Below are 26,272 nucleotides of genomic sequence, written 5' to 3'. Positions count from 1 at the left end.
CACCATGGACCCGACCATCGAAGACCCTGACGCGCAGTTCGCCGCCTTCGTCGCGGACCTTCGTGCCCACATCGACGATCCGGTCAAGGGTACTGAGAATCGCGAGCTGTTGTCCGAGGACCCTGAGCGGCTGCGCGCCCTGTGGGACTTGGCGAGGGCAGCGGCATCAGGTCCGCCGGGGCCGGTGCCGTTTGCGGTCGTGGGCTACACCGTGGTCCTGGTCGTGGTGGCGTTGGCGGTCTTCGCGGCGATCTCCACGAAGGTGGGGCTCCTGCTGTGAGCACCCTCTTGCGAATCGGGCCGCTACCCGATCAGAGGCGCAGGCGCCGCGTGGTCTACGGGGCGCTTCGCCGCCGGTTCCCGGCCGGCGATCGTGGCTCGATCACGAGCGAACTGGCCGTGTTCGTCGTGCCGTTCCTCATCCTCATGGCGCTGTTCATCGTATTCTGCGGCCGAGCCGCCTCCGTGTCGATCGACGCGCACGCCGTAGCCGCGGCAGCCGCTCGTGCCGCCGCCGACGCCCCGACGGCGGGAGCGGCCCGCACCGCCGCGAGCCGTGCGGCGAGCGCGATGGCCTCCGGCAGCAAGTTCACCTGTACCGCGACCACCGATACCGGCCAGTTCAGAAGGGGCGGCTCGGTCACCGTCCGCGCCTCGTGCGTCCTACCGCTGGCAGCCCTGGGAATCCCCAGTTTGGGCGGGACCAAGACGGCCCACGCCAGCGCGACCGAACCCATCGACATCTACCGGGCGGGACCATGAACTCCACATCAGCACCCCTCACCCGCCAACGTGGCCACGCCGCCGACCGGGGCACGGTCACCGCGTTCACGATCGTGTGGCTGGCCGCCGCGCTGGTGCTCGCTGGGCTCGTCCTGGATGCCGGACTCGCCGTGTCGACGAAGGTCAACGCCCGAGCGGTGGCCAACGCCGCCGCCCGCGCCGGAGCACGCGAGCTCGACCTGGCCGCCCTGCGGATCAACGGCGTCATCCGCATCGATCAAGGCAAGGCCCGCAGCTCCGCCGCGAGCTGGATTGCCCGCGCCGGGCTACGGGGCACGGTCACTGTCACCGCGAACACCGTGACGGTCAGCGTGACCACCTCCCAGCCCACCCAGCTACTCGACCTGATCGGCATCCGCAGCATCCCGGTCCACGCCACGGCGACCGCCGAAGCGATCACTCCCTGACGAGGAGAAACACGATGCTGTCCTGGCTCGGCCGTGCGGCCATTCGCATCAGCGCAGGCAGCCTCCTGACCGCGATCGTGGCCGGGATCCCCGCCTGGCTCGTGATCGCCGTGGGCTGGCCCCTGCCAGCCAGCATGCCCGACCGCACCAGCCTCAGCACCTTCCTGACCGGCGGAGTCACCGACCGCATGGTGGTCAACCTGCTGGCCATCGCGATCTGGCTCGTCTGGGCACTGTTCACCCAAGCCGTAGTCGCCGAGCTACGCGCCACCATCCGCGGCGTCAAAGACCTGCACCTGCGGGCACACCGCAACCCGCTGCGCAGCACGGCATCGATCCTGGTCAGCTCCATGCTGCTCGGCACCGTCCTGACCGCGACGGCTGCCACCGCCAGTCCGCACGCCGCCGCCGGAGCTGCCGTCACCACATCGCCGCGCACCCTGCCCGCCGTTGCCCTGGCCACGGTCAACGAAGGCCCGGCCACCATCCTGGTCGGCGATGAAACCTACGTATATGTCGTCAAACGCGCCGACAGCCTGTCCAAGATCTCCGCCGCCTGGCTCGGCAACGCCGACCGGTGGCCGGAGATCTGCCAGCTGAACAAGCACCGCCACTTCGCCACGGTCGGCGGCACACTGCGCGACTGCAATCTGATCTTCCCTGGCTGGGATCTGCGCCTGCCCGCTGACGCCAAGCCGCCCGCGTCCGCGAAGACCGGCACCCACCACCCAGCGAACCCGCCCGCGACTTCTCCGACCGCGTCCGCCAGCCCGCCATCAACCGCGCCCGCATCAGCGGCACCAAGCCGCCCACCCACCACGACGACCGTAACCCCGCCGAGTTCGCCCGCGACCGTGCCCAGCAGCGCCGCCCCCTCGTCGGCCGCCGCGCCGAGCCGGTCCGCGACGGCCCCGGTGCCTGCCGCGTCGCCCACGGCGTCCGGCTCTCCTGCCTCACCGGCCTCGGCGTCCGGCTCGGCATCCTCCGGCCCGGCATCGTCGTCCCCGGACACGCCGGGTCCGGTCGCGTCCAGCGAGGAGCACGGCGTGCAACTCTCCCCGTTGAGTTGGGTGTCGTGGACCCTGGCCGCCGCGATCAGCGCCGCCGCGCTCCTGGTCTGGCGGCAGCGCCGCCGCCGCTACACCGGTGAACCCGACGACGCCCCACCGACCGAGCTTCCCCCGCCGGTGGTCACGCTGCGCCGCGCGGTCAACCGCAACCCCGAGCTGGCGAACCCGGACAACGGCGACACCGAGCCGCCGGGGCTGCCGGAACTCGCGCCGCTGCCGCCCGGCGGAACTGGTCTGGTCGGTGACGGCGCGACCGCCGCCGCCCGCGCCGCGCTCGTCGCCGTCCTCGCCTCCGGCGGCCCGCACCACCCCGATGCCCGCGCGGAGGTCATCATCGACGCCGCCACCCTGGCCACCCTGCTCGGCCCAGACGTCGTGACGCTCGGTCCATGGCCGCGCCTGCAACTGACCGACAACATCGACGACGCCCTCACCGCCGCCGAGGCCCGGTTGTTACACCGCAGCCGCATCCTGGACGAGCACACCCTCACCGACCTCGGCCAACTACGCCAGACAGCGCCGGACGAGGAAGCGCTGCCGCCGGTCATGCTCATCACCGAGACTCCGCCCGCCGGCGCCCGCATGCGCGCGAAGGTTGCCCTCGCCCTGGGTGAGAGCCTGCACGTGTCCGCCCTGCTGCTCGGCGAATGGGCGCACGGCGCGACCATCAAGGTGGCCGCCGACGGGCACACCACGCTCGTCGCCGGTCACGCCAGCGAACCGGTACCAGCCCGGCTGCCCGTCCTCGAGCCGGACGCGGCGATCCAGGTACTGACCACGCTGCGCGAAGCCCAGACCGGAGAACCGCCCGCCATCACCACACCGTCGATCCCGGTCACCGTGGTACCGCTTCACGCCAGCCGCACCGAGAACACCCCGACCGACACCACCCCTCCCACCGTCGCCGCCTCCGGCCCGGCCGCCCGAGAACCGGCCCCCGCGCCGCCCGCCGAGATCGACGGCCGGGCGCGGCTGCGGGTTCTCGGCCGACCTCGCATCGAAGACATCACCGCGGAAGGCCGGCCACTACGAGCCAAAGCGCTCGAACTGGCCGTGTACCTCGCGGTGCACCCCGACGGCGCCGCCACCCGCGAAATCGGCGAATACCTCGAACCCGACGCCCGGGTCAACCAGGCCGACCAGCGCGTCCACACCAACGCCTCCAACCTGCGGCATGTACTCGGCCGCGCCGGCAGCGCCGAGGCCAAGAACGCGTACGTCATCAAGTCGGCCGGACGCTACCGGCTCGATGCGGCAACCGTGGACGTCGACGTCTGGACGCTGCGGGACCTGATGCGCAAAGCCACCATCGCCACCGCACCGCACCGCCGGGAACTGCTGACCGCCGCCTGCGACCTGTGCAGCGCCCCGCTGGCGGAGGGCCAGGACTACGAGTGGATCCAGCCGCACCGCGAAACGGTGCGCCGCTGGGGCACCGAAGCCCATCTGATGCTGGCCGACGACCTGCTCGACAGCGACCCGCAGGCCGCCTCCGATCTGCTCGACAAGGCGATCGGGATGGACCGCTACAACGAGGCCCTCTACGTCAAGGCGATGCACGCTCGCCACGCTCTCGGCGACGCCGACGGGATCCGGACCCTACTGCGCGCCCTCACCAAGGCGCTGGCCGACCTGGACGCCGAGCCCCGCGAAGACACCCTCGAACTGGCCAACACGCTACGCACCAGCCTGGACAGCAAATGACGACCACGATCACCACCACCCCGCGCCGGGCACGCCTGCTGTTCGCGCTCGCGATCACCCCGCTGCTGCGCTGGGCCGTCGCCGCGCACAGCGTGCCCGACGACCAGCCCTGGCGCACCACGTGCTCGTGCGGGCAACCCCTGTGGGCCGCCACCACCGCACCCACCGGCCGATGCACCGGGTGCGGGCAACGCATCGGCGCACCGCCATACACGGTCGAGGCCGCCACCCCCCTTGCCGCCGTCGCTTTGGCGCTGACCGGCCTGAACGGGTGGGTACTCGCGGCGTACGCCTGGTGGGCCGCAACCATGATCGTGCTCGTCTTCGTCGACCTGGCCGCCATGCTGCTCCCGCTGCGCATCAGCATCGCCTCCGCAGCAGGATTCCTCGGCCTGCTCGCCGTCGCCGGGGACCAACACGCCTGGCGGCGGGCCGCCATCGCGGCCGTCACCCTCCCCGTGCTCCTGGCAATCCTCGCGGTCCTCGCACGCGGACAGCTCGGCTGGGGCGATGTCGCCGTCGCGGTCCCGCTCGCCGCCGCGCTCGGCTGGCACAGCTGGCACGCCGTATACGCCGGGGTGCTGCTGGGCTTCGGGTCCGCCGCACTGGTCGCCATCACGCTGCGCAAGACCGGCCGTCTGCCGCGCGGCGCGGCCCTGCCCCTCGGCCCATTCCTGATCGGCGCCGCCCTGACCGTCGTCCTCTGGCCGTGACCAGCGCCCACCCGAAGAACCGGATCCCATGGTGAACCTCGACTACCTGCGCACCATCTACGAACAGAACCACACGCTCGTGGTCAGCGCCGCCCTGCTGACCGGGCTCGGGCTCATCCTGCTCGTCACCTACCGGATCCGCCGGCTGGCCGAGCACCGGCTGACTTTGCTCGTCGCTAACGTCCTGACCGTGATCGCGGCGGCACTCGCGACGATGGTGTCCGCCTCGGGCATGTGGAAGTTCTTCACCGACATCCTCGGCCAATCACCGCTGCGGATCGTGTTCTTCGCCTACATCGAGGTCGCCCTGTTCGCGTCCGCGCTGCTGGCACGGGCACGGCTGCTACGGGAACCGGAAAAGGGCACGACCGGAGTCGACGGTGTCGCGGTCTGGGCCCTGGCCGCCCTCACCGCGAGCCTTTCGGCCCTGGACGCCAGCAGCTTCCGGGAACTGTGCCTGCGCCTGGCCGCGCCGCCGGTAGCCGCGTGGATGTGGGAGCGGGCGCTCGCCGCCGAACGCAGCGTCCGGCTCGGCCGCACGATGTCGCGCATCCACTGGGCCGTGACCGTCGAGCGGATCCTCGTCTGGCTGCGGTTGGCCGAGGCCCAGGACCGCGACGTCACCGCCGTCGATCGCGCCCGCCGCCGCGCCCGCCTCGGCCGCGCCCGCCTACGCCTGCACATCCTGCAGGAGAAGAAGGCGGCCACCTGGCGCATCCGGCGCGCCCGCAACCGGGTCATCCGGCACGCCATGCACGCCGCCGAGCACATCGGCCTCGCCGACTTCCCCGGCGCTGCCGACGAACGCGAAGCCATGCAGATCTACATGGCCACCCTCTATGGGGTGGTCGATGCCACCTCTCCCGAGGCCGTGGCCGGGTTCAACGCCTGGCGGCTGAGCACGAGCAACCCACCAGCGGCCTCATCCCGCCTCGATTCGGCCGGCACCGCCGACAGCGAAGCGCCGGTCATGGCGACGGCAGGGCCCGTGCACCGACCGGCGCCAGACGTCCTCTTAGATCCGCCGCCCGCGACTGCTATCGAGGGTGACCAGCCGCAGCAGCCTCGTGACGGGTTCCGTCCCGGACCGGCGGTGGAAGAAGAGGTGCAGCGGGATCTCAACACCGCGCGGCGGGCCGCCGATCCGCCCGAGGCGGACGGCCGGTCGCAGCCGTGGGATCCCCCACCGCGCGGTCGGTATGACGATCCCGAGGGGGAATACATCGACGGGCACGATGACGAACCGGACAGTGACGAGGAAGCCGACCGCTCGGCTGTCGCCGCCATGCGCCGGTTCTGGGACAGCGAGATCGCCCAGGGCCGTGTTCCCACCGGGGCCGAACTCTCGCGCGCCGCCGGGGTGCCGCCCAGCACGGGCCTCGGACGGCGCAAACGCCGCGAGTGGGAAGCCGACCTTCCCATCACCGCAACGGCCGGGCGCTGAAACACCGCTGGCCTGGTGCCCCGCTCAACAGGCGGGGACACCAGGCCAGCGATAGCTTTCCTCGTCTTGTCAGCGGTGTCGGGTCAGGCGGTTGTGTGCACGGCCTCCTGACGTCACGCGACCCCCGCATACCGTGATGCAGGGGTCGCGTCCCGAAGCCGATCCCGGGTGACGGGCTAGAAGCGCGTTCAGACTTCCCGTCGTGGATCGGACGCCTGGTTCGACCAGGCTGGCTTTCGCGGCAGCCCCTCGGTCACGGTCTCCCAGTAGGCGGAGCTGTGGGCGTCACGCTCCTCGGCCGTCATCCGATACGCGTTGAGGCGCGACACGCATGTCCCGCCGTCCGGCCAGCGGCATTTCTCGCCGGGCGTGGCCGAGCACTCCGGGCACGCGATCGACTCCTCCGCAGCCTTCGACGGGGCGTCGAACTGGTAGGGCCGGAAGGCCAGGCGGGCCGCGCGGTACGACGCCAGGACCGGATCGATCCACTTCACAGAGGTCTCGTCGTCGCAACCGACGCAAACGCACCCGGCGACGTTGCCACGGCCCACGTGTCCACACTCGGTACACGTGTGCTCGTCAGTGGCGTTGTGCTGGATCGGAGGACCCTCGACGCCGTTGCACTGCTCCCGCCAGGTCCCGGGGATCAGGTGCTTCGGGTGCGGCTCGGTGATCGGGCAGATGGGGGTCGGGAACGCGATGTCGTTGATGCCGTCGTAGTACATGTCTGTTAGCGGTTCTCGGCGACGCTGGTCGCGATGGCGCGGGCACCGCCCATGAGGTGGGAGGCGGTGATGAGGTGGCGGCGGGTATCGCCCGCGAGATCAGTCGCGCGTTCCAACGCCTCGCCGGTGCCCGGTTCCTCGTCGTCGGCTGGCGGAGCCGATTCCCGCAGCAGAAGCTCGGTGAATTCCCCGGTCGCGGCGGCGGTGTTGAGCATGGCCGTCACCACCTCCGGATCCGGGTTCCTGATCATCGGGGAACACAGCAGGATGGCGTCCCGGACGGCGGTGAGCGCGTCCATCAGTAGTTCCGGGTGTTGCGTGTGCGGGTGCGTCATGACGGTTTTCCCCTTACGGGCCATGATCGGTTCGTACCGGACGGCGTGATTCCCGCTCCATCCGTGCGACCCGTCAAGCCCTGCCTGGTAGGTGTGCCGTCACCCGCGCCCCACCAGGGCAGACGGGTCGCGAATTGGGCGATCAGCGTGCGACGGTTTCGGGGCCGCGCGACCCGCCCGGCTTGCGGCACACTGGTCGGGTGCCTCGGGTCTATTGTGCTGACCACACCGCGCACATCAGAGATCGGCTCAAACGTCAGGCGCTCTATTTCGCCACCGGCGAACTCGTGGCGGTGTTCGTTGCGATCACCTTCGCCGTCCTCCTGTCGCTGCAGGACGCTGCCCCGCACGCCCTGGCCGTCCTCGGGTGGGGACTCGTGATCCTGCTGGCCTCGGTCGCGGTGCTCGGCCTGCTGATCACCGGGGTTCAGTACCTCGTCTATCGTCGCCGGAGGGCCGACCTCGACGCCGAAGGCGCGGAGGTCATCGGCGAGCTGTACGCCAGGTTGCACAAGCCGCCGTCACGGGAGTAACGCGCCCGCATCGCCAGCCCGGCTCTCCGCGTGGCCTCCGCTCGTCGGGTCGCCCGGGGAGGGTTCAGGGCTTGAGCGCCATGGCAGCCCAGAAGTTCGTCTCGCCCGGGGCCGGGTCGCCGGGTTGAGCCTCGCGCTTCCAGTGGGTGCCGAGCACGATGCCCGGTTCGACGAGGTCCAGGCCGGCCAGCAGCTCTTCGATCTCGTCTTTGCTGCGGGGCCAGACGTCGCTCTTGCCGGATTCCAACATGGCGGTGTAGGTCTGCCGGGCTTCGGGTGTCATGAAGTCGGTCGTCATGTGGGTGAGCGCCACGTAGCTGCCGGGGACGAGAGGTTCCAGGAGTGCGTCGAGCACCGGCTTCGCGGCACCGGGGCCAGGGATGAAATGCGCGACGGCGATCAGCATCACCGCGACCGGCTGACCAAAATCGAGGACCTCGCGCAGTTGCGGGTCGGCGAGAATGTCCCACGGCTGACGCAGGTCGGCCTCGATGTAGGCGGTCCGGCCTTCGGGCGAGCTGGTGAGCAGTGCGCGGGCATGGCTCATGACCAGCGGATCGTTGTCGACGTAGACGATGCGGCTTTCCGGGGCAATGCGCTGGGCTACCTCGTGGGTGTTGTCCACCGTGGGAAGACCCGTGCCGATGTCGAGGAACTGGCGTATCGCTGGCTTCGCGTCGCGCGCGAGGTAGGTAACCATCCGTCCAAGCGTTTGACGGTTGGCTTGAGCCGCGATACGGGCGGTCGGGAAGGCTCTCTCGATCTCGTCGGCAGACGCTCGGTCCGCGGCGAAGTTGTCCTTGCCGCCGAGCCAGTAGTTGTACCGGCGTGCCGGGTGTGCAACGTCCGCATTGATCCTGTCAGCTCCCGAGGCCATGGGACGACGATAGTCGATTCTGGAGGGCCAGACTCGCGGCGGCCACACCCCCCGAGGCCCGGTCTGCCACGACGGTGAGGCACGCGAGCGTGAATGGTCCGCCAGTTGCGCGGGTCGCGCGACGAGGCCCGCACGAACGGGTGTGATGTGTGACTTGCTTATTGACGGTGGGCGGCATCGTCTTATCCTTCGTTATGACTGGAACGCGTTTGACGCGCCGGGAAAGGCGTGCCATCGCTGCCGAATGGCGGAAGGTCCCGTTCAAGACTCGTCTGGAGGCGGCACGACTCTCCAAGCGAGGTGAGCGGCATCCGGATGACGCCGTTGATGCTCTCGCAGTGAAGGTCTCGCGGATGGCCCTGGAGAAGAGGCCGCCGCGGCTGATCTACACGCCTGCTTTCCAGTGGGTGATGACCTTGACCTTGCTGGTCGTCGCGGCGCTGTGGGCCGAGCCGTTTCCGCGATGGACTGGCGGCGGTGGCGGCGGCCTATGCTTTCTGCTTCTGATTCTCGACTGGGATCTCAAACGTGATGCCAGACGGATCCTCTCGGTTCCGCGGCGCGATTATTGACCTCGTTGATTGATAGCTTCTCGGGTGGTCGGCCAACGGCGCGAATTCGTCATCAGATGAAACTGTCCGTGCTTTCTAGTACATGCTGATGTGGACGTGGTTGGTATGCCAGCCGGAGGGATCATCGCCTCCGTAGGGATTGTCGTAGGCGTGCCAGCCCCGACCGTCGTTGGTCCAGATCATGCGGAACCAGATGACGTACATGATGCCGAGGCGATCGGCGTTGGCGACCGCCCAGGCGGCCATCGCATCCCCTCGTGCCTTTTGCACCCCGGACGCCTCGCCGCCGGAGGTCATCATGAAGTCGCACGCACGCCCCTTCGGGTGTTCGCCGTGGTCGTCGACGCGGAAGCATCCGGGCTTCGGCCAGCCGGCGGCGGTGGCCTGCTGAACGAGGTGCAGGGTGCGTGGGGTGAGGCAGCCGGTTCCGGTTGTCGGGTCCGGGATGATGGAGCAGGTCTCGGTGGGCCAGGAGCCGTCGGGGTTGCGCGGCGCCGGTTCGGCGCTGCCGAACGGCATCGCCGAGCAGTCGAGGCCGATCTCGCCGGTCCCGTATTGATCGACGAGGGCGATGGCGTCGGTGGTCCACTTCGCGTACGCGTCCGGGTAGGCGCTGACCTGGACCGCCTGGGCCGCCTCGGTGAGCTGCATGGTTTGCCATCCGGAGATGGTGTTGAGCTTGTCGTAGAACTTGCCCGCTTGGTAGGCGGGATCGGCCAGTTGCTCGGGGGTGCCCCATCCCTGGCTCGGGCGCTGCTGGAAGACGCCGATGGAGTCGTGGTCGTTGTTGGCCCCGAGGTAGGGCAGGTTGCGTAGCCCGGACTCTTGCATGGCGACGGCCAGGGCGATGGTCTGGCCCCAGCTGCCGACGCCTTTGGTGACACCGACTTGGATGATGGTCAGCGCGATGTTGAGTTGATCGGTGTCCCACTTCGTGGTTGCCGTCGGTTGCCCGGACGCGCTGGTGCTCGGTGCGGTGGCGACGCTGCACGCCCCGGAGCTGCCGCCCATGACGGCGGAGAGCAGCAGCATGGGCACGCCGAGGCAAGCGACGATGACGGCAGTGACGATGCCGAAGACGGCTTTGGTCATGAGCTGGCCTTTCCGTGAAAACAAAAAAGGCCGGGCTGCGCGCGGATGCGTGGCCGGCCGGAGGAAGCGGAGCGGGTTGGCTCAGAGGTCGTGCACGTATGCGCGGAGCCACACCTGCGTCTCGGCCAGGAAGCCGCCGATCGTGGTGGTGGTCTCGGCCAGCGGGTGGCCACCGGTGGTGGGGGTTGCGCACCGCCAGTCCCAGTGGCCCGGCTGCAAGGCGGGCACGAACCAGAGCGTGTCGTTGCGGTCGAGGAACAGCGCGCCGTGGATCTGCGGGGCGAGCAGGGTCATGGGCTGGCTGGCGCAGCTGGTCAGGCAGCGGCAGCCCGGCGCGTTGTAGACCGAGCGCAGGTGGCCGCGGTGGATGGGGCAGTCGCAGTCGCAGGCGAGGTCATAGGCGGGGCGAGGGGTCTGGTACATAGCTGTCTCCCAAAGGGTCGTGAAGCACAAAAAGGGCCGTGGGCCGCCCACGCGGGCGGCCCACCTTGGATGTGCGGGGGTCTAGAGGTTGAAGACCTCGGGGTTCGCGAGCACGTGCACGAGCTCCCGCAACCGGGCCTCGATCACCACGCTCGCGTGGTAGAAGTCGTGCCGGATGTCGATGTGTCCGGCGTTCTCCCAGTCCCAGGTCCCGCCGGGCAGGGCCGGAACGTGCCAGAGGTCGCCACCCTGGTCGAGGAACAAGGCACAGCCCCACCGGTCGGCCAGCAGCGTGATGGGCTGGGTGGCGCAGGTGATGGTGCAGGCACAGCCGAACTCGTCGTAGGTCGAGCGGGTCCGGTGCGCGTGCAGGGGGCAGCGGCAGTCGCAGGGACGCTGCCAGGGCATCAGGTAGGTCATCGTGGCTCCGAATGAACGTCGATGGGTGGTGAGGGGGCCGACGAGGCTGGTGCCGCCGGGGCCGAGCAGCTTGTCGTGCTGGACGGCTCGGGTTTCCTCGGCGGTGAGCACGTAGGCCGGCAGGTGCGGTATGCCTTTGCGCCAGGCGTGGTAGAGCCTGTGCACGCCGTCGATCAGCAGCCCGGCGGGCGGTCCGTCTCCGACGACGACGAGGCCGAGGATCACCGGGTTGCTCAGGTCGGTGCTCATCGCGTAGACCCGGTCGACGGCATCGCGGGTGGGGCCGATGAGACTGACCGCCAGGCGGTGTGGGTCGTCGAGGTGATGCAGGCTGTAGGCGGTGGCCCACGCCGTGACATCGAGTTGCTGGGTTTCGTGGGGTGTGGCAGCGATCAACTTCAGTGCGGCGTCGATGTCGAAGACCCACGGCCCGAAGTGGAACCACTGTTTCTGCCGGTCGGCCATCACTGGCCTCCCCGAGCGGTCAGTGAGGCGTAGATGTGGATGCATCGCAGGATCAGCTCGTGCGACGGCAACTTCAGCAGGCGTTGCCGTTTGTCCTCGTAGAGTTGGTCCCAGATGGCGACGGTGACGCTGGCGGACCAGACGTCGACCAGGACTCCGTCGATCTTGAGGTACTGCTTCTCGGCGACGATGCGCCGCAGCGTGTCGATGAGGGTCGCGTCGCCGATCGGGTGGTTGGCGTCGTCGGGCCTGGCCGCTTCCTCGTACTGGGTGAGGCAGTCCTCGCAGGTGTGCGGGCGGGGCGGGTTGTCGGTCTCCCACCGGCGAACCTCGTCGGCGGGGATCCCGCAGACCGACTGGCGTGGGTCGCGCGGATGCAGCAGGTGAGGGGTTATCGCGGTCATCGGCTCGTGTCCTTTCGGGGTACGAGCCGGGGCATGCTGATCCCCGCGCGGGGTCAACATGCCCCGGGCGGGTGGAGGGGTGGTGGTCAGACCTTCAGCAGGTCGAAGGCGACGATCTTGAGATCGCCGGTGGTGCCGGTCAGCACGCGGTTGGCGCGGGTGGTCTCGTCCTTGGCGGGCTGGTAGTGGTCCAGGTACTCGGTGATGGCCTGGTATCCGGCCCACCGGCTGCCCTTGATGGCCCTCTGCGTGTCGGCCTCGGTGATCAGGTACTTCAATGTGCCGAGCCGCTGCTTGGCGTTGCGCTTGGTGGTCTCCGACGCGTTGTCCTTGACCGGGAATACCTGGCCGACGACCTTCTCGAACTCGCGCATGGTCAACGCCTCGTTCAGCATCCGCTCAGCGGCCCGCTCGAAGGTGTCCATGTACTTCCACATCAGGCCCAGCGCCTCGCGGGCCTGGCTGATCTGGGAGTTGACGTTGCTGGTGTGCCGGAAGGTGTAGTGCCCGACGGCGTGCGCGAACGCGGCCCGCTGCGTGTTGGCGCACACGACCCGGATCGGGCTGGCGTCCACCCGCAGCGCGGCGGTCCCGTCGTGGCTGGTGGTGCCGATCAGATAGAGATCCATCCGGTCGACTCCGGCGATGGTCATCGCGTCCGGCAGCTTCATCGTGACGAACACGCTCTTGCCACGGCGTAGGCTGCCGGCCGTTTCGAAGTGGGCGCCGCCGACCTGGTCCACGAGCTGGTCGAGCATCTCGGCGCACTGCTCGTTCTGGACCACGGTGTAGTCGGTGCCGACGATCCCCAGATACTCGGTGGCTCCGGTGACCGGGTTGCGGCGCACGGTCATCCGCTTGTCGTCGGCGGGGATCTGCACCTCGACGCCGTCAACGATGTCGATGCCGACCGTGCGGATGGTCCGCACGCCCCAGTCGCCGAGCTTGGCGGCGGCCATGATCTCTTCGGCCTTCATGGTGTTCTGGGTGACGGTGCCCAACTGGTGCCAGGCCGACAGGCGGGCGCTAGCGAACGCGGTGCTGCCGTCGGCGAATTGCTCGAGTTCGTGTGGCACAGGGATTCTCCCCTTCTCGGATACGGGTGCGGGGCCGAGCAGTAGCTCGGCCCCGCGACGGGTGTGGATGACGGCTAGAGCTGGCCCTACTCATGCAGAGCGCGGCGGATGGCGTCTGGAGCGATGCCGCGGCGGATGGCTCCGGCGATCTGCTGGATCAGCTTGTCCTTGGGTTCGGCTTCCTGGGCTCGCTCGATGGCTAGGCGGGCAAGGTGGCCGTTGCCGTGCTGCAGCGCGGCGAGCGCGAGCAGGGTGGCGGGGGCGGCGACGTGGCCGGGATCGGCGCGACGCATCAGGTCGGTCCAGATCCGGATGTCGAGGTCTTCGCCATGGACGTCCTTCAGCACCAGGGCCTGGAGCGTGGGGGCGCACAACAGGGCCAGCAGGAGCGCTGCCGTGCTGTCGGTGAGACCGCGGTGCTGCTCGTAGGTGGTGCGGGCTTCTTTCAGGAGCCTTTCGACGAGATCGCGGAAAGTTGTACGGACCTGCTCCTCGCTGGCGCCGGCGGCCAGGTTGTCGAGGTGCCGATGTGCTGCGGCCAGGGCCGTCTGCATGGACTTCCGTTCGTCTCCGGTGACCGGGACGAGCCGTGCGACGTAGGTGTGGGCGTCCTCGGCGGCGACATATCCCAGGAGGGTGGCCTGGGCGGCTACTGCGGTTGTGCTGATGTCGAAGGGGATGCCGTGCTGGCATTGCGGGTCGTCGCAACGCAGATGCCAGAGCCAGTCGTCATAGACACGCAGCGAGGCCGAGACAGGAACGTTGAGGGCGGTGAACGCGCCGATCGTGTGGTCGACGGCGGCGGTAACCGCTTTTTCAGGGCCGTACCCGATGAGGACGACCCTGTCCGGGCCGTGCGCCGTGATACGGGTGGCTACCTCGGTGGCGTCGCTGACCGGGTCGCTGGAGTACGGCAGAGGTGCGGCGGCGGCGAAGAGGACCTGGTTTTTCTTCAGCGCCAGGATGGCGAGCTGGTCGTGGGGGTGGTATCCGAGCAGGTAGGGCACGATAGCGGCGACGTTGGTGGAGTCTTTGAGGCTCAGTTCTTCTGGATGGGTCATGGTCGCTCTCCGAAGTCAGTGAGGACCGGGAACCCGAGCACACGTCTGGCCCGGTCGTGCCGGGAACGTGGTTCGGGTTCCCGGCACGGGATGGATGTGCGAAGCGTCGCGGCCGTGATCGCTGACGCGGATTGAAGCCGAGGGCAGGGTTTAGCCCCTGCCCTCGGCGAACTTTTTACGGGTTGGATTTCTCGGAGCCGTCGGTGTCCTGCTCGCCGCTCTGCTCCTGCGAGGTGTCTGCTGTGCCCTCGGCCCTGTCGGCGGCATCGCCCTCGGCGCCGGGCTCTTCGCCACCCGGTGCGGCCTCGGCGGTGCTGTCGTCGGGTGCCTCGAACACGAACGTCAGCGGCGCGTCGGAGACCATGAGGATGGTTCCCGCGGCGGCGGCCTTGGTGCAGTTGTTGCGCACCGCGCCGGAGCTGACGTTGCGACCGCCCAGCTTGGCGCTGATCGCGGTGGCGATCTCCTGCGGAGTCATCGGCCGGCCGGGGTTGGCGGCCAGCTCGGCGACGGTCAGCCTCTCCAGCTCACCGCGCTGGAAGGGCTGATTGCCGTCGGCGTTGGCGGTCGCGTCGCTGCGGTGCCCCACGGTGCTCGGGGTGGTGTTCAGCGTGCGCGGCGCCAGCCGGGTCGGCAGCTTCACGGCGTGGACCTCGTCGTCCGGTCCGACGATGTGCAGCGTTCCGTCCGGGCGGATGAGACTCTGTACCGCCGCCACGGCCGCCGGGGTGCTGGTGACGCCCCGGATGACCTGGAAGCACAGCGCGCAGCGCGGCGGCTCCGGGTTCGGGTCGACCTCGGATGCCTTGGTCGGCCCGGCGATCCACCGCTCCGGCTGGCCCGTCTTGGGCGGCAGGCGCCGGGCGGCGTCGGCCTGCTGCATCGCGTCGAGCAGCCGGACGGTGGTGGGGTGGCTGATGCCGCTCTCGGCCACGATCATGTCGACCGTCGCGCCGTCGTCGCCGAATTCGGCAAGCACGCCCTTGATGGCCATGACCTTGCGGTCACCGGGACGCGGCGGTGCAACGACCGTACGCGGTTCCCTCGCCGCCGGGGAGTCCGTGTCCTCCTCGTCGTCCTGGTCCTCGTCGTCCTCATTGCTCGGGCCGTCGCCATCGCGCGTGTCCTGTTCGCCGGTCGCTTCCTCGCTGGATCCGTCGGTGTGCGGAGCCTGGCTGTCGTCGCCGGTCGGCGAACTCTCGCCGTCGGCTGCCTCGTCGGCCGGGTCGGCGTCCGGCTCGTCGACGGTCTCGTCCGGGCCGGCGGCGTTCTCGTCGCTGATCTCGGCCGAGTCCAGCGCGGACTTGGCGTCGTCCGACAGGGTCCAGCGGGTGGGCGTGCCCTCGGCCGCGTCCGCGCCGAGGTCGACCTCGATGATCACACCGGCGTCGGCCAGGGTCCGGATGGCCTTGTCGGTGGTGGAGCGGGCCTTGCCGGACTTCTCCGCCAGTTCGTGGACGTTGCCTTGGCCGAGTTCGGCCAGGGCCTTGAGGACGGCCTGCGTGGCAGGCGTCAGGGACTGCAGTTCCATGGGGTTTCCCTCCTCGGGAATAAGGGGTGACACCCGGGCACCGGTCGGTGCGGGGGTGGTGGTTCTCGAAGACGCGCACGGGCCACGGGTGGCCGCACGCGAACACCCGGTGAGGACCGGGGTGATCAGGGGCGGGGGATCCGGCGTTGGCCGGTGGCCCGCAGGTGGTAGAGGCGGTCCTCGATGCGGTCGCGGTAGATCCCGGCGAGGCCGTGAGCCAGGCGGACCGGGCCGGGGAACCGGGCAGGGTCGAGTTCGACGTCGGCGGTGTGGATCTGCGCTCGGACGGCTCGCCCGGCGATCTTCTGCTGGCGCAGGTACTCGATATGCGGCAGCACGATCAGAACGGTGTCGCCGGGGTTGACGTAGCGCCGTTGGACCGGCTGTACCGGGTTCGTCGCGACGTACCCGGTCCGGTCGGGATCGGTGACGAGCTTGTCGATGTGGACGCGGGCACTTTCGTACTCGCTGACATGGCCGGTGATCTCGTCCAGCGCGCTGGCCAGGGTCGTAGGCGAGCCGGTCAGGTCGTCGCCGTTGATGAGCGCGGTCCGCAGTTCGTCGACTGCCGTCAGCAGCACCTCGCGGGCGAGGCGCAGTTGATCGGCGGAAGCCGGGAGGTGCGCGGCGGCCGGGACGGGATCGGCGGCGTGCTGATCGAGCGTCCGGCCGGTGGTCCGCAGGATCCACCTCTCCACCAGGTCGAGGTACATCACGGACTCTCCTTTCGTGGGGTTCGGGCACGCCGAAGACCGGTCGCAGCGGGGGCTGCGACCGGTCTTCGAGGTGCGGGGGATGGGGGTGGGTCAGGCGATGGTGACGGCGCACAGCCGTGCGCGGTTGCTGAGGGTGCGCAGGTACATGCACGCCTCGTTGAGGAACCGGAGCCGGTCGGCGAGCGAGCCGCTGGCCGCCCGCAGGATGCGTCCATCCGTGGTGATCAGCGCGTCGCCGATGAGGGCGACTCGCCAGTGGAGCCCGGCGTAGGTGGCTTCACCGGCTTGGTAGGCCGAAAGCTCGTACGGGTCGAAGACCTGGCCGATGCCGTATTCCAGCATCGCGGTCACGCGGGGCTGCTCCTCGAACCGGCGGCGTGCCTCGGCCAGCGTGACTTTGGCCGGTGCAGCCTTGTGCTGGGCGAGGAAGTCCTCCCAGGTGCGGGCGTTCGGGGTGGTGGCCTTGATGTGCGTGTTCCAGGCGCGCCAGCGGGCGATGGCCTCGTTCGCGGCGACCTGCGACATGCCGGGGAGGTCGAGTCGGCTCTTGCGGCCTCCAGCGGCGATGGTGATGGAGCCGAACTTGCGGGCGGCGTCGAGCAGGTAGTACCCGAAGAACCGGGTGAGCCAGCCGATGAACCGGCGGTGGCGCACACGGAATCGGCGTGCAGGAGTGCCGCTGGCGGACATCAGGTCGTTGACCTTCTCGCTGGCGGCGAACCAGTCGGCGTCATCGCCGGGGTTGAAGCAGACGGTGACGATCTGGTCGGCGTTGAGGTTGTTGGTGGACATGGCGGTGCTCCCTTCGCAGAAGCGGGTTGGGGGTTGGTGGTGCGGAGGTGGTGCCACCGGATCGCGGCGTCTGGACCGGCGGGAAACTGCCAAAGGAACGCGCTGGGCGCAGATCACGAGCCGACCGGCGACGGTGGGCTAGGGGTGAGCTGGGCCGGGCGCGGCAGTCCCGCGAGGCGGGTCGAGACGGGCGGCGGTGCGAACAAAAGAGAAAGAGAAGAAGCTGCACCGTAACTTCGTGATCTGACAGCGCTACCTCTGTCAGGATTCGCGATCACGCCCGTGACCTGGCCTGACAGGTGGAGCCGTCGAGCTGTCAGCGGCTGTCAGGCAAGAAAAACGCCGTCGGAGAGGTTCGGGTTCGCCGCTATGGGCTGGCCGTGGTCGCTGGGCAGCTCGGCCAGCTCGACCCGGCTGGTGGAGCCGCGCGGGAGCCAGACGCGGGCGGCGGGATCATCGGCGTGGATAGCAGTGGCGACCGGGACGCTCGCGTGCTGGCCGGGCAGCAGCCGGTGCAGGTTCTCTTCGCGTTGCTCGCTGCCGAGCCAGAACAGCACCGGATATCGGGTGCCGGTTTCTCGGATGAACGTCGCGTACTTGTCGAGTTTCGCCACGACCCGGCTGGCGAGGGCTTCGCTGCCGGTGTCGGTCTCCAGGAAGAAGCCGACCGTGTCGCCGCCGGCGGTCCAGAGGCCGTGCCCGTCGGCGGTGACTTTCCGGAACTGCTTGTGGGTGACCTGCTCGGACCACCACCGGTCGAGCCGGGCGTCGTCGTGCCGGCGGGCGTGCTCGCTCAGGCGCACGAAGAACTCGTTGGTCAGCACGAGGTGGTTTAGGTGCGGGTTCGCGGACAGCCGTTGCACGGTCTGGTTGCTTGATCGGGCGGTGGGCTCGGGCCTTTGGTGGGCAGCGGCCTGGAAGCGGTGTCCGTTGTGGCCGAGCGTCCAATGCCAGGGCTGGCTTCCGCCGCCGTCGCGGGGGAACCGGAACCGTTCGATCAGGCCGAGGGCGGCTAGCTCGGCCAGGCGTAGCTGGCAAGTGCGCCGGGCAGTGAACAGCATGCGGTGGATCTGTCCGGTGGTCAGGACCTGGTGGTCGTCCAGGAGCTGGAGCAGGAGCCGGTCACGGCTGGTGATGTGGGGATAGAGGGCCAGCAGGCTGGAGGTCCGCGATAGCGGCATAGACGTCACCCCCTGGTGGGAGAAGGACACCCTGTAGGGAGTCTGGACGTGTGGATCTTGCATCCGGGGCCGCCGCTGGCCGGGTGTGCCCAGCTCAGGTACCTGACAGACCACCGCGAGGGGGCTCGTCTGGGGGCTCGTGTCGCAGACACCCCCAGACGAGCCCCCGATGACGGACCCAGACGAGCCCCCGAACGCAGCCGAAAAGTCAGCGGTCCCGGTCGGCCATGCGCCGTTTCATGGTCGTGCGAGCCAGCCGCTGCATCGGTGGCTCTTCCCCGGCCGGACCGTTCGCGGCGGCGCACGCCTGCCGGATCGCGGTCGGCTCCCCGTCAGGCTCCGACGGCGGGTTGGTGATGAAGGTGAAGGCCGGGAGTTCCCGGTTGTCCACCAGCATCCGGGCCACAGCGGTGAACACGTCGAGGTGGGCGAGGTCGTGCTCGTCGACCTCGGGTTTGGTGTGCCGCGACAGCTCCCGCGCGTCGGCCGGGTCGACGTTGAAGATGGCCTTGGTGCGGGCGTTGGCGCTGATCGCCGCGGCGACGTCCTTCGGTAGCTGGGCGAGGTCCTGGTGGGCCATCACCAGGCCGAGCCGGTATCCGCGTGCCTCGGCCAGCATGTCGCCGACCGAGCCGGGCAGGGTGAGGAAGTTCTGGACCTCGTCGACGTACAGCGTGGCGTCTTTGCGCTGGTCCTCGGGGATGCCTGCGCGGGCGATGGCGGCCTGCCAGACCCGGGCGACGATCATCGAGCCGAGGATCCGGCTGGTCTCCTCACCGAGTTGGCCTTTCGGTAGCCGGCACAGCAGCACTCCGCCGTCGAGGACCTTGCCCATGTCGAACGAGCTGTGCGCGTTGCCGATCACGCTCTTGACGAAATCCCTGAGCAGGAACGCCCGCAGCCTGGCGAGAACCGGGGCGATGACCTGGCCTCGGAACTGTTCGTTGATGCCGTCGTACCAGAGCCAGAACCCGCCAAGGCCGTCCGGGTCGTCGAGGCCCTGGGTGAACCGGCCGCGGAACTGCCGGTCCTGCAGCAGCGACGGCACCAGGCTCAGCGTCGGCTTCGCGTGCCGCATCAGCGTCAAGCAGGCGACGCGCATGGTGTCGTCCATACGAGGTCCCCACTGGCCCTGGAAGATCTTCGCGAAGATCCCGACCAGGTTGTCCACCGCCAAGTGGACGTCGCCCTGGTCGTCGAGCGGGTTGAAACAGGCCGGGTTCTCCTGGTCCGGATCGATGATGTGGATCCGGTTGGCGTAGGAGGCTGGGAGCCGGTCGAGGATGTCGTTGATCAGGTCCCCGCGCGGGTCGATGACCACGGTCCCGCGCCCGGCCTTGATGTCGCCGAGGATCAGGTTCAGCAACAGCGTGCTTTTGCCGACGCCAGTCTTGCCGACGATGTGCATGTGCTGGCGGGAGTCGACCACCTTCAAACCGACCTTGTGGTTGCCGACCTGCGAGCGGCCCAGCATCTTCACACCCCGGCCACCGCTGGGCACCTGCACCGGCGCCGGCACCGCCTTGGCCCGAGCCCGATCCAAACCGGGCACCGCGAGATCCTGCGGGAGGGCGGCGAGCCCCGCGAGCTCCGGCACCGTGGCCAGGAACCCGCGCCGCAGCCGCCGTGCGGCGAGGGTGGCGACCGGGTGCGGCATCTTCATCCGGCGCAGCCGGTTCGGACCGGTGTACGCGGCGGCGGCCGAGGCGATCGTGTGCCCCAGCCCGGCGAGCCGCCGCCGGACCTCCTCGGCTCTTTCCGGCGTGGGCGGGCTCTTGTCCGGCTGGGCGGCGACGGCGAACCGGACCGCGATCTCGAAGTGCGGCACCCGCACGGCCTTGTCCACCACCGTGCGCGCCTCGGCCCCGGCGACCGGATCCCGGTCGGCCGAGCGCCCGGCCGTGGAATTCGTCGGAGTCCGGGTCCGGGACGGGCCGGGAAGGAATACCTCAAGGAACCACAGCAGCGGCTCGATCGCCAGGCGGGCCGCACCAGCGGCGGCGCGGGTCGCCGGATCGGGCCGCCCGCCCTGATGGCCGCCGCTGGTGGCTGCCGACCGGCGAGCCGCCCGCACCCGGCGGGCCGACGCGGGCCGGGCCAGGACTTGCACGCAGGCGTACTCGCGGTGCCAGACCTCGGCCCCGGCCGACAGCAGCGCCCGCAACGGGTCCGCGTCGTGCTCGACGCGCAGCGGCAGTACGTCGGCGTGCTGCGGCCAATGCGCCCCGCCCGCCTGCTCGCCCACCTCGGCGGGGATCGGCGCGTCCGCGTCGGCGACGGTGAGTGTGGCGGCGGGCCAGGCCGCGCGGACGGCGGCCTCCACCGCGCCGGGCGGCACGGTGCCGGGCACCCACACCCGGATGGTCAGGGCGCGGCCGGTCCACGTGTACTCCCAGCCAACGTGCGGGTAGCCGTAGATCCTGCGCCGCCACACAGACGGGGTGAGCACCCCGACGAGGGTGGTCCAGAACGCGGCGGCGGCCTCGGCGGTCACTTCCGGCGGTGCGGCGATCGTCACCCACCGGGCGCTGGTGACGAAGCGGCGGTGCCGCCAGTTGAGGAGCTGGTCGTGGCCGAACACCCCGGCCACGATCAGCGCGGCGGCCACGATGCCGAGCCACGGCCGGGCAACAATCCAGTGGGCGAGATCAGTCGGCCACGTCGGTGCGGTGATCATGCGTTCACCTCGCCGATCCCGGTGACGGCGATCTTGTGTTCGGCGGCCGAGCCGACGCTGCGGAACGGGATCCGTGACCGCCCCGCGACCAGTAGGCCCTCCCCACGCGATGCGGCCAGCAGCATCCGGGCTTCTCCGGCGGTCAGGCCGAACGCCTCGGTCACGGCGTCGATCGACTGGGTGGACTGGCGCATCAGGACCTGGGTCGCGGCGTTGGAGACCACGGCCAGGCCGAGGTCGGTCGACAGGACGTCGGCGGCGTCCTGGGTGATCACGCACAGCCCAGCGAGGCGTTTGCGGGCGGCCTTGGACATGCGGAACAGGAACCGTGCGCCTTCGCCGTCGCGCATCAGCAGCCACGCCTCGTCGACGACGACGAGTTGCCGCCGCCGGCGTGCGCCGGTGACCGGAGCGTCGATGCTCGACCAGATCGCGTCCAAGGCGAGCAGCGTGCCGACCGTGCGCAACTCGTCGGGCAGGTGCCGCAGCGACCACACCACGAGGTGCCCGCCCGGGGCGGCGGTGGTCGGTCCGTCGAACAGGCTGGAGAAGTTCCCGACCGTCCACGGCGCGAGCCGGGCCGCGAGCTGCGCGGCGGCCGGATCGTCGTCCTCGGCCAGCGTCGCGGCGAGGTCGCGCAGCAGCGGAGCGGGCTTCCGCCAAGTGCCCGGATCGGCATTGATCCCGGCGTGTGCGTAGGTGGCGGTGATGGCCCGGTCCAGGGCGGCTCGTTCGGCCGGCGGCGGGGTCGCGCCGAGCATGATCGAGATCAGGGTGTGCAGGTAGAGGCCGCGCCGGGTGAGGGTGTCCGGCCGGTCGTCGGCGGGCAGGTCGAGCGGGTTGACCCGCACACCGGGTGCGCCGAGCTGGACGACCGTGCCGCCGACGTGTTCGGCGAGCGGGGTGTACTCGTCCTCCGGGTCGATGACCGACACGGCGGTGCCCTGGTACAGGTTGCGCAGGACTTCGAGTTTGACGAAGTAGCTCTTGCCCGCGCCCGAGCGTGCCAGCACGACCGAGTTGTGGTTGTCCTGTGCCCACCGGTTCCACAGGACCACCCCGTTGCTGGTGGTGTTGAGCCCGTAGAGCACGCCGTCGGGTGGGGCGACGACGCCCGGAGCCGGGGCGGCGAGGTCCGCCGAGGCGAGCGGGAACGCCGCCGCCAGGGCGGTGGTGTCGAGGATGCGCCGCTGCCGCAGCGGATCCACGCCGACCGGCAGCGTGGTGATCCATCCCTGCTGGTGGCGGAACGTCGCCGGTTGCAGGTCCAGCAAGACGCTGGCAGCGGCCGACTTCACCCCCGTGATGACCGTGCGCAGCTCGTCGAGGTCGCGGGCGTGGATGGTGACATAGATGCCGGTGTCGAACAGCTTCGCCGCGCCGCGGGCGACCCGCTCGGCGAGGTCGGCGGCGTCGGCTGCCGCCGCGTCGGTCATCGGGTCGCCGAGGCGGCCGGAGTTGGCGTCCAGGCGGCGCGACGATTCGAGCCGGGCGCGCTGGCGTTTGAGCATCGGCGCGGCCAGCTGCGGCGCGACCGGGGTGATGTGGACGGCGACGTCGACGCGGCCGGGGTAGGACAGCAGCGGGTCGAGCCAGGCTGGGCCGACCTCGGCCGGGTAGCCGCACACGACGAACGTGGCGGCGTACCCGTCGCCGACCTTCACGTGTGCCGGCGTGACCGACAACGCGGCCGGGGAGGGCATGTCCTCCCCGGCCGTGACCTTCTTCTTGGTCTTCACAAGGTTCACGGGGTGCTCCGCACAGTGATGGGGGCGCCAGGCACCGCACGCGGGCCAGGCACCGGAGGGTTGAAGGGGTCGACGGCTCCTGCCAGGGCCGAGGCGACGGCCGGCCCGTCCAGCGCGGCGGCTTCGACACCGAGGCCGGACAAGGCCCGTACTGCGGCGTCGGCTCCGTGTTCGCCGGTGATGACCGCGAGGACTTGGCGGCGCAGCGGATCCCGCTCGGCGTCGAGATCGAGCAGGAACGCCGCGTAGTCCTCGGCGGCGGTCTGCAACGCCGGATGCGGCAGGCGGGGCGCGAAGTCGGCGGTTGCCTGCGCGTAGACGCTCAGGTCATGCCGTTGCGCCGCGACGAGCAGTTGGGCCGGGCCGGTCAGCGAGTTGAGGAACCGGCCGAAGCCGTCCAGCAGCGCGGCCTGCTCGTTGCCGGTGCGCAGGTGAATGTTCGTGGTGCCGCACGCGATCAGCACCTTGCTGCTGCCCTCGCTGGTGAGGACTCCGGCCGGGTTGATGCTGGTGACCGGCGAGCGCAGCGGCGCTGGAACCTTCGGCTTGCCGGCCACGACCGCCACCGAGCTGGCGCGCGGCAGGCCAGGAGTCACGGTGCGCGGGCTTCGGGACAGGGCGACGCCGTGGCGCAGCCACACATCCAGTGGCAGGCCGTCGCGGCGGCCCAGAGCTACCACGACGGTGACGGCGAACAGGATCATCCCGGCGACGATCCAGACGACCGGGGGCAACAGCGGGCCGAAGGCGCGGTAGCAGCCGAGCCCGAGCAGGCCGGGGCCGCCGATGATGGCGAGCTGGCGGAAAGTGAGCCCGAAGGCGATGCGGTCGGGGTCGTTGACGTTGGCCGGAACCGGCGCGTGGGGTGTGGTGTCCTCGCCGGTCATCGCATGCCTCGCAGCAGCGGCACACGGCGGGCGATGCCTTGGATGAACACCGCGCGCAGCACGATCCCGCCGATGTTCGATCCCTTTTGCGTCACGTACTTGCCCATCAGCGACGGGATCTTGATCGTGACCCACAGCAGGACGATGACCAGCAGCAGATTCAGCAGGTCGGAGTTCGGTTGGCCGAGGACGATCGGCAGGTTCGCCTTCGGATTGAGAACCAGGTCGATGCCCGTGGTGAACGCGACGGCTTGCAACGCCGGCGTGGCCAAGCAACCCAGCAGAGACCGCCACCACAAGTCGGCGGCTCCCTGCGTCCACGGAGTCGCGTAGCAGGCCAGCGCCACGGCGGCGATTCCGGCCAGGACGAGCAGCACACCGACCCGGATCAGCCAGCTGACGGCGAGCATGAACATCAGCACGACGATCAGCAGGCCGATGACGGCCATCAGCAGGCTGTTCTTGTCGTCGGATAGCGCTGTCTTGAGGCGGGCTTTGACGAAGTTGACCGTCTCCGTGGTCGGCGCGGAGACTCCGGTCATCGACGTAGTGAGCGCGTTGGCGAGGCTGATCAATTCGGCGGTCAGCGGCATCGCGAACGCCGACAACATGAACCCGACGACCAGCCGGGGAATCAGTTCCTTGATGCCGTAGCGCATCTGGATCGACTCGCCGGTCATGGAGGCGATGCCGACCGCGATGATGGCGAGGATGAAGCAGGCGTTGACCACCAGCGTGCTCTTGTCGGCGATCGACTTGACCTGCGGGAGAACGGTGACGTCCGGTGACATGAACACCGTGGAGGTCAGCAGGGCCACCAGCGCGCCGAGAAGGTCGACGACCTTCTCGGCGAGCCAGTTGACCAGGCCGTCCATCAGCCAGTCGGTCATGTGATCAGCCGCCCAGGATTCCCTGGAGCACCTTCAGGACCACCGGGGCCAGGACGGCCAGGGCGTAGCCGATCAGGGCGGACTTGAAGTTGCCCTTGGCCTGCTCGACCTGGGCGGGGTCGCCTCCGGCGGCCATGTAGCGAAGGCCGCCGATGACCAGGAACATCGTCGCGACGACCGCGATGATGCCCATGATCCAGCCGGTGATGCCGTCGATGACCTGCGGAAGGGATTTCGGGGCCGCGAGCGGCTGCACGGCAGCGGCCACGGCGAGATCGGACAGGGCGGTGAGAGTGGTGTGCATTCGCGGCGCTCCACAGGAGTTCTGCGGGGCCGCCGCGGTGGGGACCGGGCGAAGATCGTTGCTGGGTCCAGTGGGGGCGCTCCTCCTCGCGTGTGGCGAAGGGTTGCGATGTCAGTGCGCCGCGCCAGCCATGCCGGACCATCGGAACTTCGCCGCTGGGGTGGTCCCCACCGGGCGGGCATGCCGTGGATGACATGCACCGCCCAGATCCGCGCTGTCAGGGAGATCGAACTCGTGCCGCTCCTGTCACGACCTGACACGATCGGTCAGCACGGCAACAAACATCCGGACCGCACGGAAGGCGCGCTTATGGACGACGTGGTGAGCCCGAGGCAGGGATCGCTCGACCGGTGGATGCGGACCCCGCCGTTGACGCGGTACTCGCCCGAAGCGCGGGTGGCGGTGTTCATCGACTTCGAGAACCTGGTCTGCGGCGCCGGCAAGGGCCTTCCCGGGCAGAGCGAACCGATCCCTGCGAAGGCGCTGACCCACTTGTGCCGCGGGTTCTACGGCAACGCCTCCATCCGCAAGGCGTACGCCGACTGGGCCAACACCGGCTTCGGCCGCTACCAGCCAGCGTTGGCCAACAACGGCGTCGACCTCGTCCAGATCGCCCACCACGGCGTGGCCGGGAAGAACGCCGCCGACATCCGCATGGCCGTCGACGCGATGGAAGTCCTCATCAGCCACCCGGACGTGGACGTGTTCATCCTGGTCACCGGCGACAGCGACTACTCGCCGCTGGTTCACCGGCTGCGCGAGTTCGGCAAACACGTCGTCGGCGTCGGCACGCAAGCCACGGCCAGCCAACGGCTGGTGTCGGTGTGCTCGGAGTACAAGTTCTGGGGCACCGTCGTCGCCGAGGTCGAACCGGCCGCCAGACCCGCTGTGACCGCCGTCTTCGACATCGCCGCCGCCGAAGACCTGCTGGTGCGCGCCTTCGAGCAGATTCCCACCGACACTCCGACCGCCGGCACCGTGAAGAACAAGATGCTCGTGCTGGACCCGTCGTTCGACCAGGCCAACTACGGCTGCCGCACCTTCCGCGACTTCCTCAACCGTCTGCCGCATCGGGTCGCCACCGCAGGGCGTTCGGGCAACGACATCACCGTGCGCCTGATCGCCTCATTCGCGTGAACAGCCGTGTGATGACTCCCGGCTGAAACGAAGCGAGGCCGCACCGAGCGGATGCTCGGTGCGGCCTCGATCGGGGAATTCAGCAGCGCCTCACGCTGCCGTCGTGCTGAGTCGGCGATCGTTCGCGGCGAAGGTGCCGGACAGGTCGCCGCGAGTGACTGCGGCCGCCACGACTCGTTCGGCGCGGCGGCGCCGCATCCGCAGCGCCGAGGCGGTGGTGCCTTGCTCGGCGGCGAGCTGCTCGATCAGCGCGTCACCGAAGCGGGTCGCGCTGATCAGCTCGGCGGCTTCGTCGCTGATCAGGC

Annotated in this window: 27 protein-coding genes and 1 pseudogene; 9 read left to right on the top strand and 19 right to left on the bottom strand. The window is 69.6% G+C overall.

All coding sequences use genetic code 11. The features are described 5' to 3' along the window. Positions 1–4 precede the first annotated feature (4 nt). From ACH442_RS46655 to ACH442_RS46630, 6 genes are read left to right on the top strand one after another with little or no spacing between them, the layout of a single operon-like run. Complete coding sequence (locus ACH442_RS46655) at positions 5–280, top strand: hypothetical protein (protein WP_396344662.1); 276 nt, start codon at positions 5–7, stop codon at positions 278–280. Continuing rightward, positions 277–762 (top strand): pilus assembly protein, encoded by a 486-nt coding sequence (locus tag ACH442_RS46650; RefSeq protein ID WP_396344661.1) that lies wholly within the window; start codon positions 277–279, stop codon positions 760–762. Before ACH442_RS46655 ends, ACH442_RS46650 begins: the two co-directional genes overlap by 4 nt. Next, positions 759–1,190, top strand: a complete 432-nt coding sequence (locus tag ACH442_RS46645; RefSeq protein WP_396344660.1) for a pilus assembly protein TadG-related protein — start codon at positions 759–761, stop codon at positions 1,188–1,190. The genes ACH442_RS46650 and ACH442_RS46645 overlap by 4 nt, the downstream gene beginning before the upstream one ends. A 14-nt stretch (positions 1,191–1,204) precedes the next feature. Continuing rightward, positions 1,205–3,964, top strand: a complete 2,760-nt coding sequence (locus ACH442_RS46640; RefSeq protein WP_396344659.1) for a transcriptional regulator — start codon at positions 1,205–1,207, stop codon at positions 3,962–3,964. After that, positions 3,961–4,677, top strand: a complete 717-nt coding sequence (locus ACH442_RS46635; RefSeq protein ID WP_396344658.1) for a prepilin peptidase — start codon at positions 3,961–3,963, stop codon at positions 4,675–4,677. The genes ACH442_RS46640 and ACH442_RS46635 overlap by 4 nt, the downstream gene beginning before the upstream one ends. Before the next feature lie 28 nt (positions 4,678–4,705). After that, positions 4,706–6,121 (top strand): hypothetical protein, encoded by a 1,416-nt coding sequence (locus ACH442_RS46630; RefSeq protein WP_396344657.1) that lies wholly within the window; start codon positions 4,706–4,708, stop codon positions 6,119–6,121. Between the two features lie 188 nt (positions 6,122–6,309). Here the strand turns inward: ACH442_RS46630 and ACH442_RS46625 are convergent, their stop codons facing one another. Continuing rightward, on the bottom strand, positions 6,310–6,846 hold the full coding sequence (locus ACH442_RS46625; protein WP_396344656.1) for a hypothetical protein: 537 nt from the start codon (positions 6,844–6,846) through the stop codon (positions 6,310–6,312). Between the two features lie 5 nt (positions 6,847–6,851). Beyond that, positions 6,852–7,181, bottom strand: coding sequence for a hypothetical protein (locus ACH442_RS46620; protein ID WP_396344655.1), 330 nt, complete (start codon positions 7,179–7,181; stop codon positions 6,852–6,854). Positions 7,182–7,381: 200 nt separating this feature from the next. On the opposite strand from ACH442_RS46620, the gene ACH442_RS46615 reads away from it, so the two are divergent. Next, positions 7,382–7,714, top strand: a complete 333-nt coding sequence (locus tag ACH442_RS46615; RefSeq protein ID WP_396344654.1) for a hypothetical protein — start codon at positions 7,382–7,384, stop codon at positions 7,712–7,714. A 64-nt stretch (positions 7,715–7,778) separates the two neighbouring features. Here ACH442_RS46615 and ACH442_RS46610 read toward each other — a convergent pair whose 3' ends face one another. Then, on the bottom strand, positions 7,779–8,591 hold the full coding sequence (locus ACH442_RS46610; RefSeq protein ID WP_396344653.1) for an SAM-dependent methyltransferase: 813 nt from the start codon (positions 8,589–8,591) through the stop codon (positions 7,779–7,781). Between the two features lie 167 nt (positions 8,592–8,758). On the opposite strand from ACH442_RS46610, the gene ACH442_RS46605 reads away from it, so the two are divergent. Beyond that, positions 8,759–9,163: a hypothetical protein gene (locus ACH442_RS46605; RefSeq protein ID WP_396344652.1), complete on the top strand. Its 405-nt coding sequence runs from the start codon at positions 8,759–8,761 to the stop codon at positions 9,161–9,163. 75 nt (positions 9,164–9,238) lie between these two features. Here the strand turns inward: ACH442_RS46605 and ACH442_RS46600 are convergent, their stop codons facing one another. From ACH442_RS46600 to ACH442_RS46530, 15 genes are all read right to left on the bottom strand, one after another. Beyond that, a complete protein-coding gene (locus ACH442_RS46600) occupies positions 9,239–10,255 on the bottom strand; it encodes a hypothetical protein (protein ID WP_396344651.1) in 1,017 nt (338 codons plus the stop codon). Between the two features lie 81 nt (positions 10,256–10,336). Then, entirely contained in the window at positions 10,337–10,678 is a 342-nt protein-coding gene (locus tag ACH442_RS46595; RefSeq protein WP_396344650.1) for a hypothetical protein, read from the bottom strand. Positions 10,679–10,759: 81 nt separating this feature from the next. After that, on the bottom strand, positions 10,760–11,563 hold the full coding sequence (locus ACH442_RS46590; protein WP_396344649.1) for a hypothetical protein: 804 nt from the start codon (positions 11,561–11,563) through the stop codon (positions 10,760–10,762). Further along, positions 11,563–11,967: a hypothetical protein gene (locus ACH442_RS46585; RefSeq protein WP_396344648.1), complete on the bottom strand. Its 405-nt coding sequence runs from the start codon at positions 11,965–11,967 to the stop codon at positions 11,563–11,565. The genes ACH442_RS46590 and ACH442_RS46585 overlap by 1 nt, the downstream gene beginning before the upstream one ends. Before the next feature lie 86 nt (positions 11,968–12,053). Continuing rightward, entirely contained in the window at positions 12,054–13,043 is a 990-nt protein-coding gene (locus tag ACH442_RS46580) for a DUF932 domain-containing protein (protein WP_396344647.1), read from the bottom strand. Between the two features lie 86 nt (positions 13,044–13,129). Further along, a complete protein-coding gene (locus ACH442_RS46575; protein ID WP_396344646.1) occupies positions 13,130–14,104 on the bottom strand; it encodes a DUF4192 domain-containing protein in 975 nt (324 codons plus the stop codon). 175 nt (positions 14,105–14,279) lie between these two features. After that, positions 14,280–15,635, bottom strand: coding sequence for a helix-turn-helix domain-containing protein (locus tag ACH442_RS46570; RefSeq protein ID WP_396344645.1), 1,356 nt, complete (start codon positions 15,633–15,635; stop codon positions 14,280–14,282). 125 nt (positions 15,636–15,760) lie between these two features. Further along, positions 15,761–16,348, bottom strand: a complete 588-nt coding sequence (locus ACH442_RS46565) for a hypothetical protein (RefSeq protein WP_396344674.1) — start codon at positions 16,346–16,348, stop codon at positions 15,761–15,763. Positions 16,349–16,441: 93 nt separating this feature from the next. After that, positions 16,442–17,143, bottom strand: a complete 702-nt coding sequence (locus ACH442_RS46560; RefSeq protein ID WP_396344643.1) for a hypothetical protein — start codon at positions 17,141–17,143, stop codon at positions 16,442–16,444. A gap of 326 nt (positions 17,144–17,469) precedes the next feature. Beyond that, positions 17,470–18,324: a replication-relaxation family protein gene (locus ACH442_RS46555; RefSeq protein WP_396344642.1), complete on the bottom strand. Its 855-nt coding sequence runs from the start codon at positions 18,322–18,324 to the stop codon at positions 17,470–17,472. A gap of 208 nt (positions 18,325–18,532) precedes the next feature. Then, positions 18,533–21,001 (bottom strand): type IV secretory system conjugative DNA transfer family protein, encoded by a 2,469-nt coding sequence (locus ACH442_RS46550; protein WP_396344641.1) that lies wholly within the window; start codon positions 20,999–21,001, stop codon positions 18,533–18,535. After that, a complete protein-coding gene (locus ACH442_RS46545) occupies positions 20,998–22,704 on the bottom strand; it encodes a VirB4 family type IV secretion system protein (protein ID WP_396344673.1) in 1,707 nt (568 codons plus the stop codon). Before ACH442_RS46545 ends, ACH442_RS46550 begins: the two co-directional genes overlap by 4 nt. Before the next feature lie 41 nt (positions 22,705–22,745). Beyond that, entirely contained in the window at positions 22,746–23,636 is an 891-nt protein-coding gene (locus tag ACH442_RS46540; RefSeq protein WP_396344640.1) for a PrgI family protein, read from the bottom strand. After that, positions 23,633–24,526: a conjugal transfer protein TrbL family protein gene (locus tag ACH442_RS46535; RefSeq protein WP_396344639.1), complete on the bottom strand. Its 894-nt coding sequence runs from the start codon at positions 24,524–24,526 to the stop codon at positions 23,633–23,635. Before ACH442_RS46535 ends, ACH442_RS46540 begins: the two co-directional genes overlap by 4 nt. 4 nt (positions 24,527–24,530) lie before the next feature. Next, a complete protein-coding gene (locus ACH442_RS46530) occupies positions 24,531–24,830 on the bottom strand; it encodes a pilin (protein ID WP_396344638.1) in 300 nt (99 codons plus the stop codon). A 114-nt stretch (positions 24,831–24,944) separates the two neighbouring features. Between ACH442_RS46530 and ACH442_RS46525 the strand changes: the two genes are divergently transcribed. After that, positions 24,945–25,967: an NYN domain-containing protein gene (locus tag ACH442_RS46525; RefSeq protein WP_396344637.1), complete on the top strand. Its 1,023-nt coding sequence runs from the start codon at positions 24,945–24,947 to the stop codon at positions 25,965–25,967. A 90-nt stretch (positions 25,968–26,057) separates the two neighbouring features. Here the strand turns inward: ACH442_RS46525 and ACH442_RS46520 are convergent. Next, positions 26,058–26,272 (bottom strand): annotated as a pseudogene (locus ACH442_RS46520) (hypothetical protein); the annotation flags it as partial.

Source organism: Actinoplanes sp. NPDC020271, from assembly GCF_044388125.1.
GTDB lineage: Bacteria > Actinomycetota > Actinomycetes > Mycobacteriales > Micromonosporaceae > Actinoplanes.
The sequence above is the reverse complement of the archived record's forward strand: the minus strand, read 5'-3'. Positions and strand labels throughout refer to the sequence as shown.

Excerpts from the sequence above, each read along its gene's own strand:
- ACH442_RS46655 (WP_396344662.1), top strand. The coding sequence starts at position 5 with ATGGACCCGACCATCGAAGACCCTGACGCGCAGTTCGCCGCCTTCGTC.
- ACH442_RS46545 (WP_396344673.1), bottom strand. The coding sequence starts at position 22,704 with ATGCCCTCCCCGGCCGCGTTGTCGGTCACGCCGGCACACGTGAAGGTC.
- ACH442_RS46630 (WP_396344657.1), top strand. The coding sequence starts at position 4,706 with ATGGTGAACCTCGACTACCTGCGCACCATCTACGAACAGAACCACACG.
- ACH442_RS46560 (WP_396344643.1), bottom strand. The coding sequence starts at position 17,143 with ATGTCCACCAACAACCTCAACGCCGACCAGATCGTCACCGTCTGCTTC.
- ACH442_RS46585 (WP_396344648.1), bottom strand. The coding sequence starts at position 11,967 with ATGACCGCGATAACCCCTCACCTGCTGCATCCGCGCGACCCACGCCAG.
- ACH442_RS46620 (WP_396344655.1), bottom strand. The coding sequence starts at position 7,181 with ATGACGCACCCGCACACGCAACACCCGGAACTACTGATGGACGCGCTC.
- ACH442_RS46555 (WP_396344642.1), bottom strand. The coding sequence starts at position 18,324 with ATGCCGCTATCGCGGACCTCCAGCCTGCTGGCCCTCTATCCCCACATC.
- ACH442_RS46640 (WP_396344659.1), top strand. The coding sequence starts at position 1,205 with ATGCTGTCCTGGCTCGGCCGTGCGGCCATTCGCATCAGCGCAGGCAGC.
- ACH442_RS46575 (WP_396344646.1), bottom strand. The coding sequence starts at position 14,104 with ATGACCCATCCAGAAGAACTGAGCCTCAAAGACTCCACCAACGTCGCC.
- ACH442_RS46635 (WP_396344658.1), top strand. The coding sequence starts at position 3,961 with ATGACGACCACGATCACCACCACCCCGCGCCGGGCACGCCTGCTGTTC.
- ACH442_RS46550 (WP_396344641.1), bottom strand. The coding sequence starts at position 21,001 with ATGATCACCGCACCGACGTGGCCGACTGATCTCGCCCACTGGATTGTT.
- ACH442_RS46610 (WP_396344653.1), bottom strand. The coding sequence starts at position 8,591 with ATGGCCTCGGGAGCTGACAGGATCAATGCGGACGTTGCACACCCGGCA.
- ACH442_RS46645 (WP_396344660.1), top strand. The coding sequence starts at position 759 with ATGAACTCCACATCAGCACCCCTCACCCGCCAACGTGGCCACGCCGCC.
- ACH442_RS46625 (WP_396344656.1), bottom strand. The coding sequence starts at position 6,846 with ATGTACTACGACGGCATCAACGACATCGCGTTCCCGACCCCCATCTGC.
- ACH442_RS46530 (WP_396344638.1), bottom strand. The coding sequence starts at position 24,830 with ATGCACACCACTCTCACCGCCCTGTCCGATCTCGCCGTGGCCGCTGCC.
- ACH442_RS46570 (WP_396344645.1), bottom strand. The coding sequence starts at position 15,635 with ATGGAACTGCAGTCCCTGACGCCTGCCACGCAGGCCGTCCTCAAGGCC.
- ACH442_RS46595 (WP_396344650.1), bottom strand. The coding sequence starts at position 10,678 with ATGTACCAGACCCCTCGCCCCGCCTATGACCTCGCCTGCGACTGCGAC.
- ACH442_RS46565 (WP_396344674.1), bottom strand. The coding sequence starts at position 16,348 with ATGTACCTCGACCTGGTGGAGAGGTGGATCCTGCGGACCACCGGCCGG.
- ACH442_RS46535 (WP_396344639.1), bottom strand. The coding sequence starts at position 24,526 with ATGACCGACTGGCTGATGGACGGCCTGGTCAACTGGCTCGCCGAGAAG.
- ACH442_RS46600 (WP_396344651.1), bottom strand. The coding sequence starts at position 10,255 with ATGACCAAAGCCGTCTTCGGCATCGTCACTGCCGTCATCGTCGCTTGC.
- ACH442_RS46540 (WP_396344640.1), bottom strand. The coding sequence starts at position 23,636 with ATGACCGGCGAGGACACCACACCCCACGCGCCGGTTCCGGCCAACGTC.
- ACH442_RS46590 (WP_396344649.1), bottom strand. The coding sequence starts at position 11,563 with ATGGCCGACCGGCAGAAACAGTGGTTCCACTTCGGGCCGTGGGTCTTC.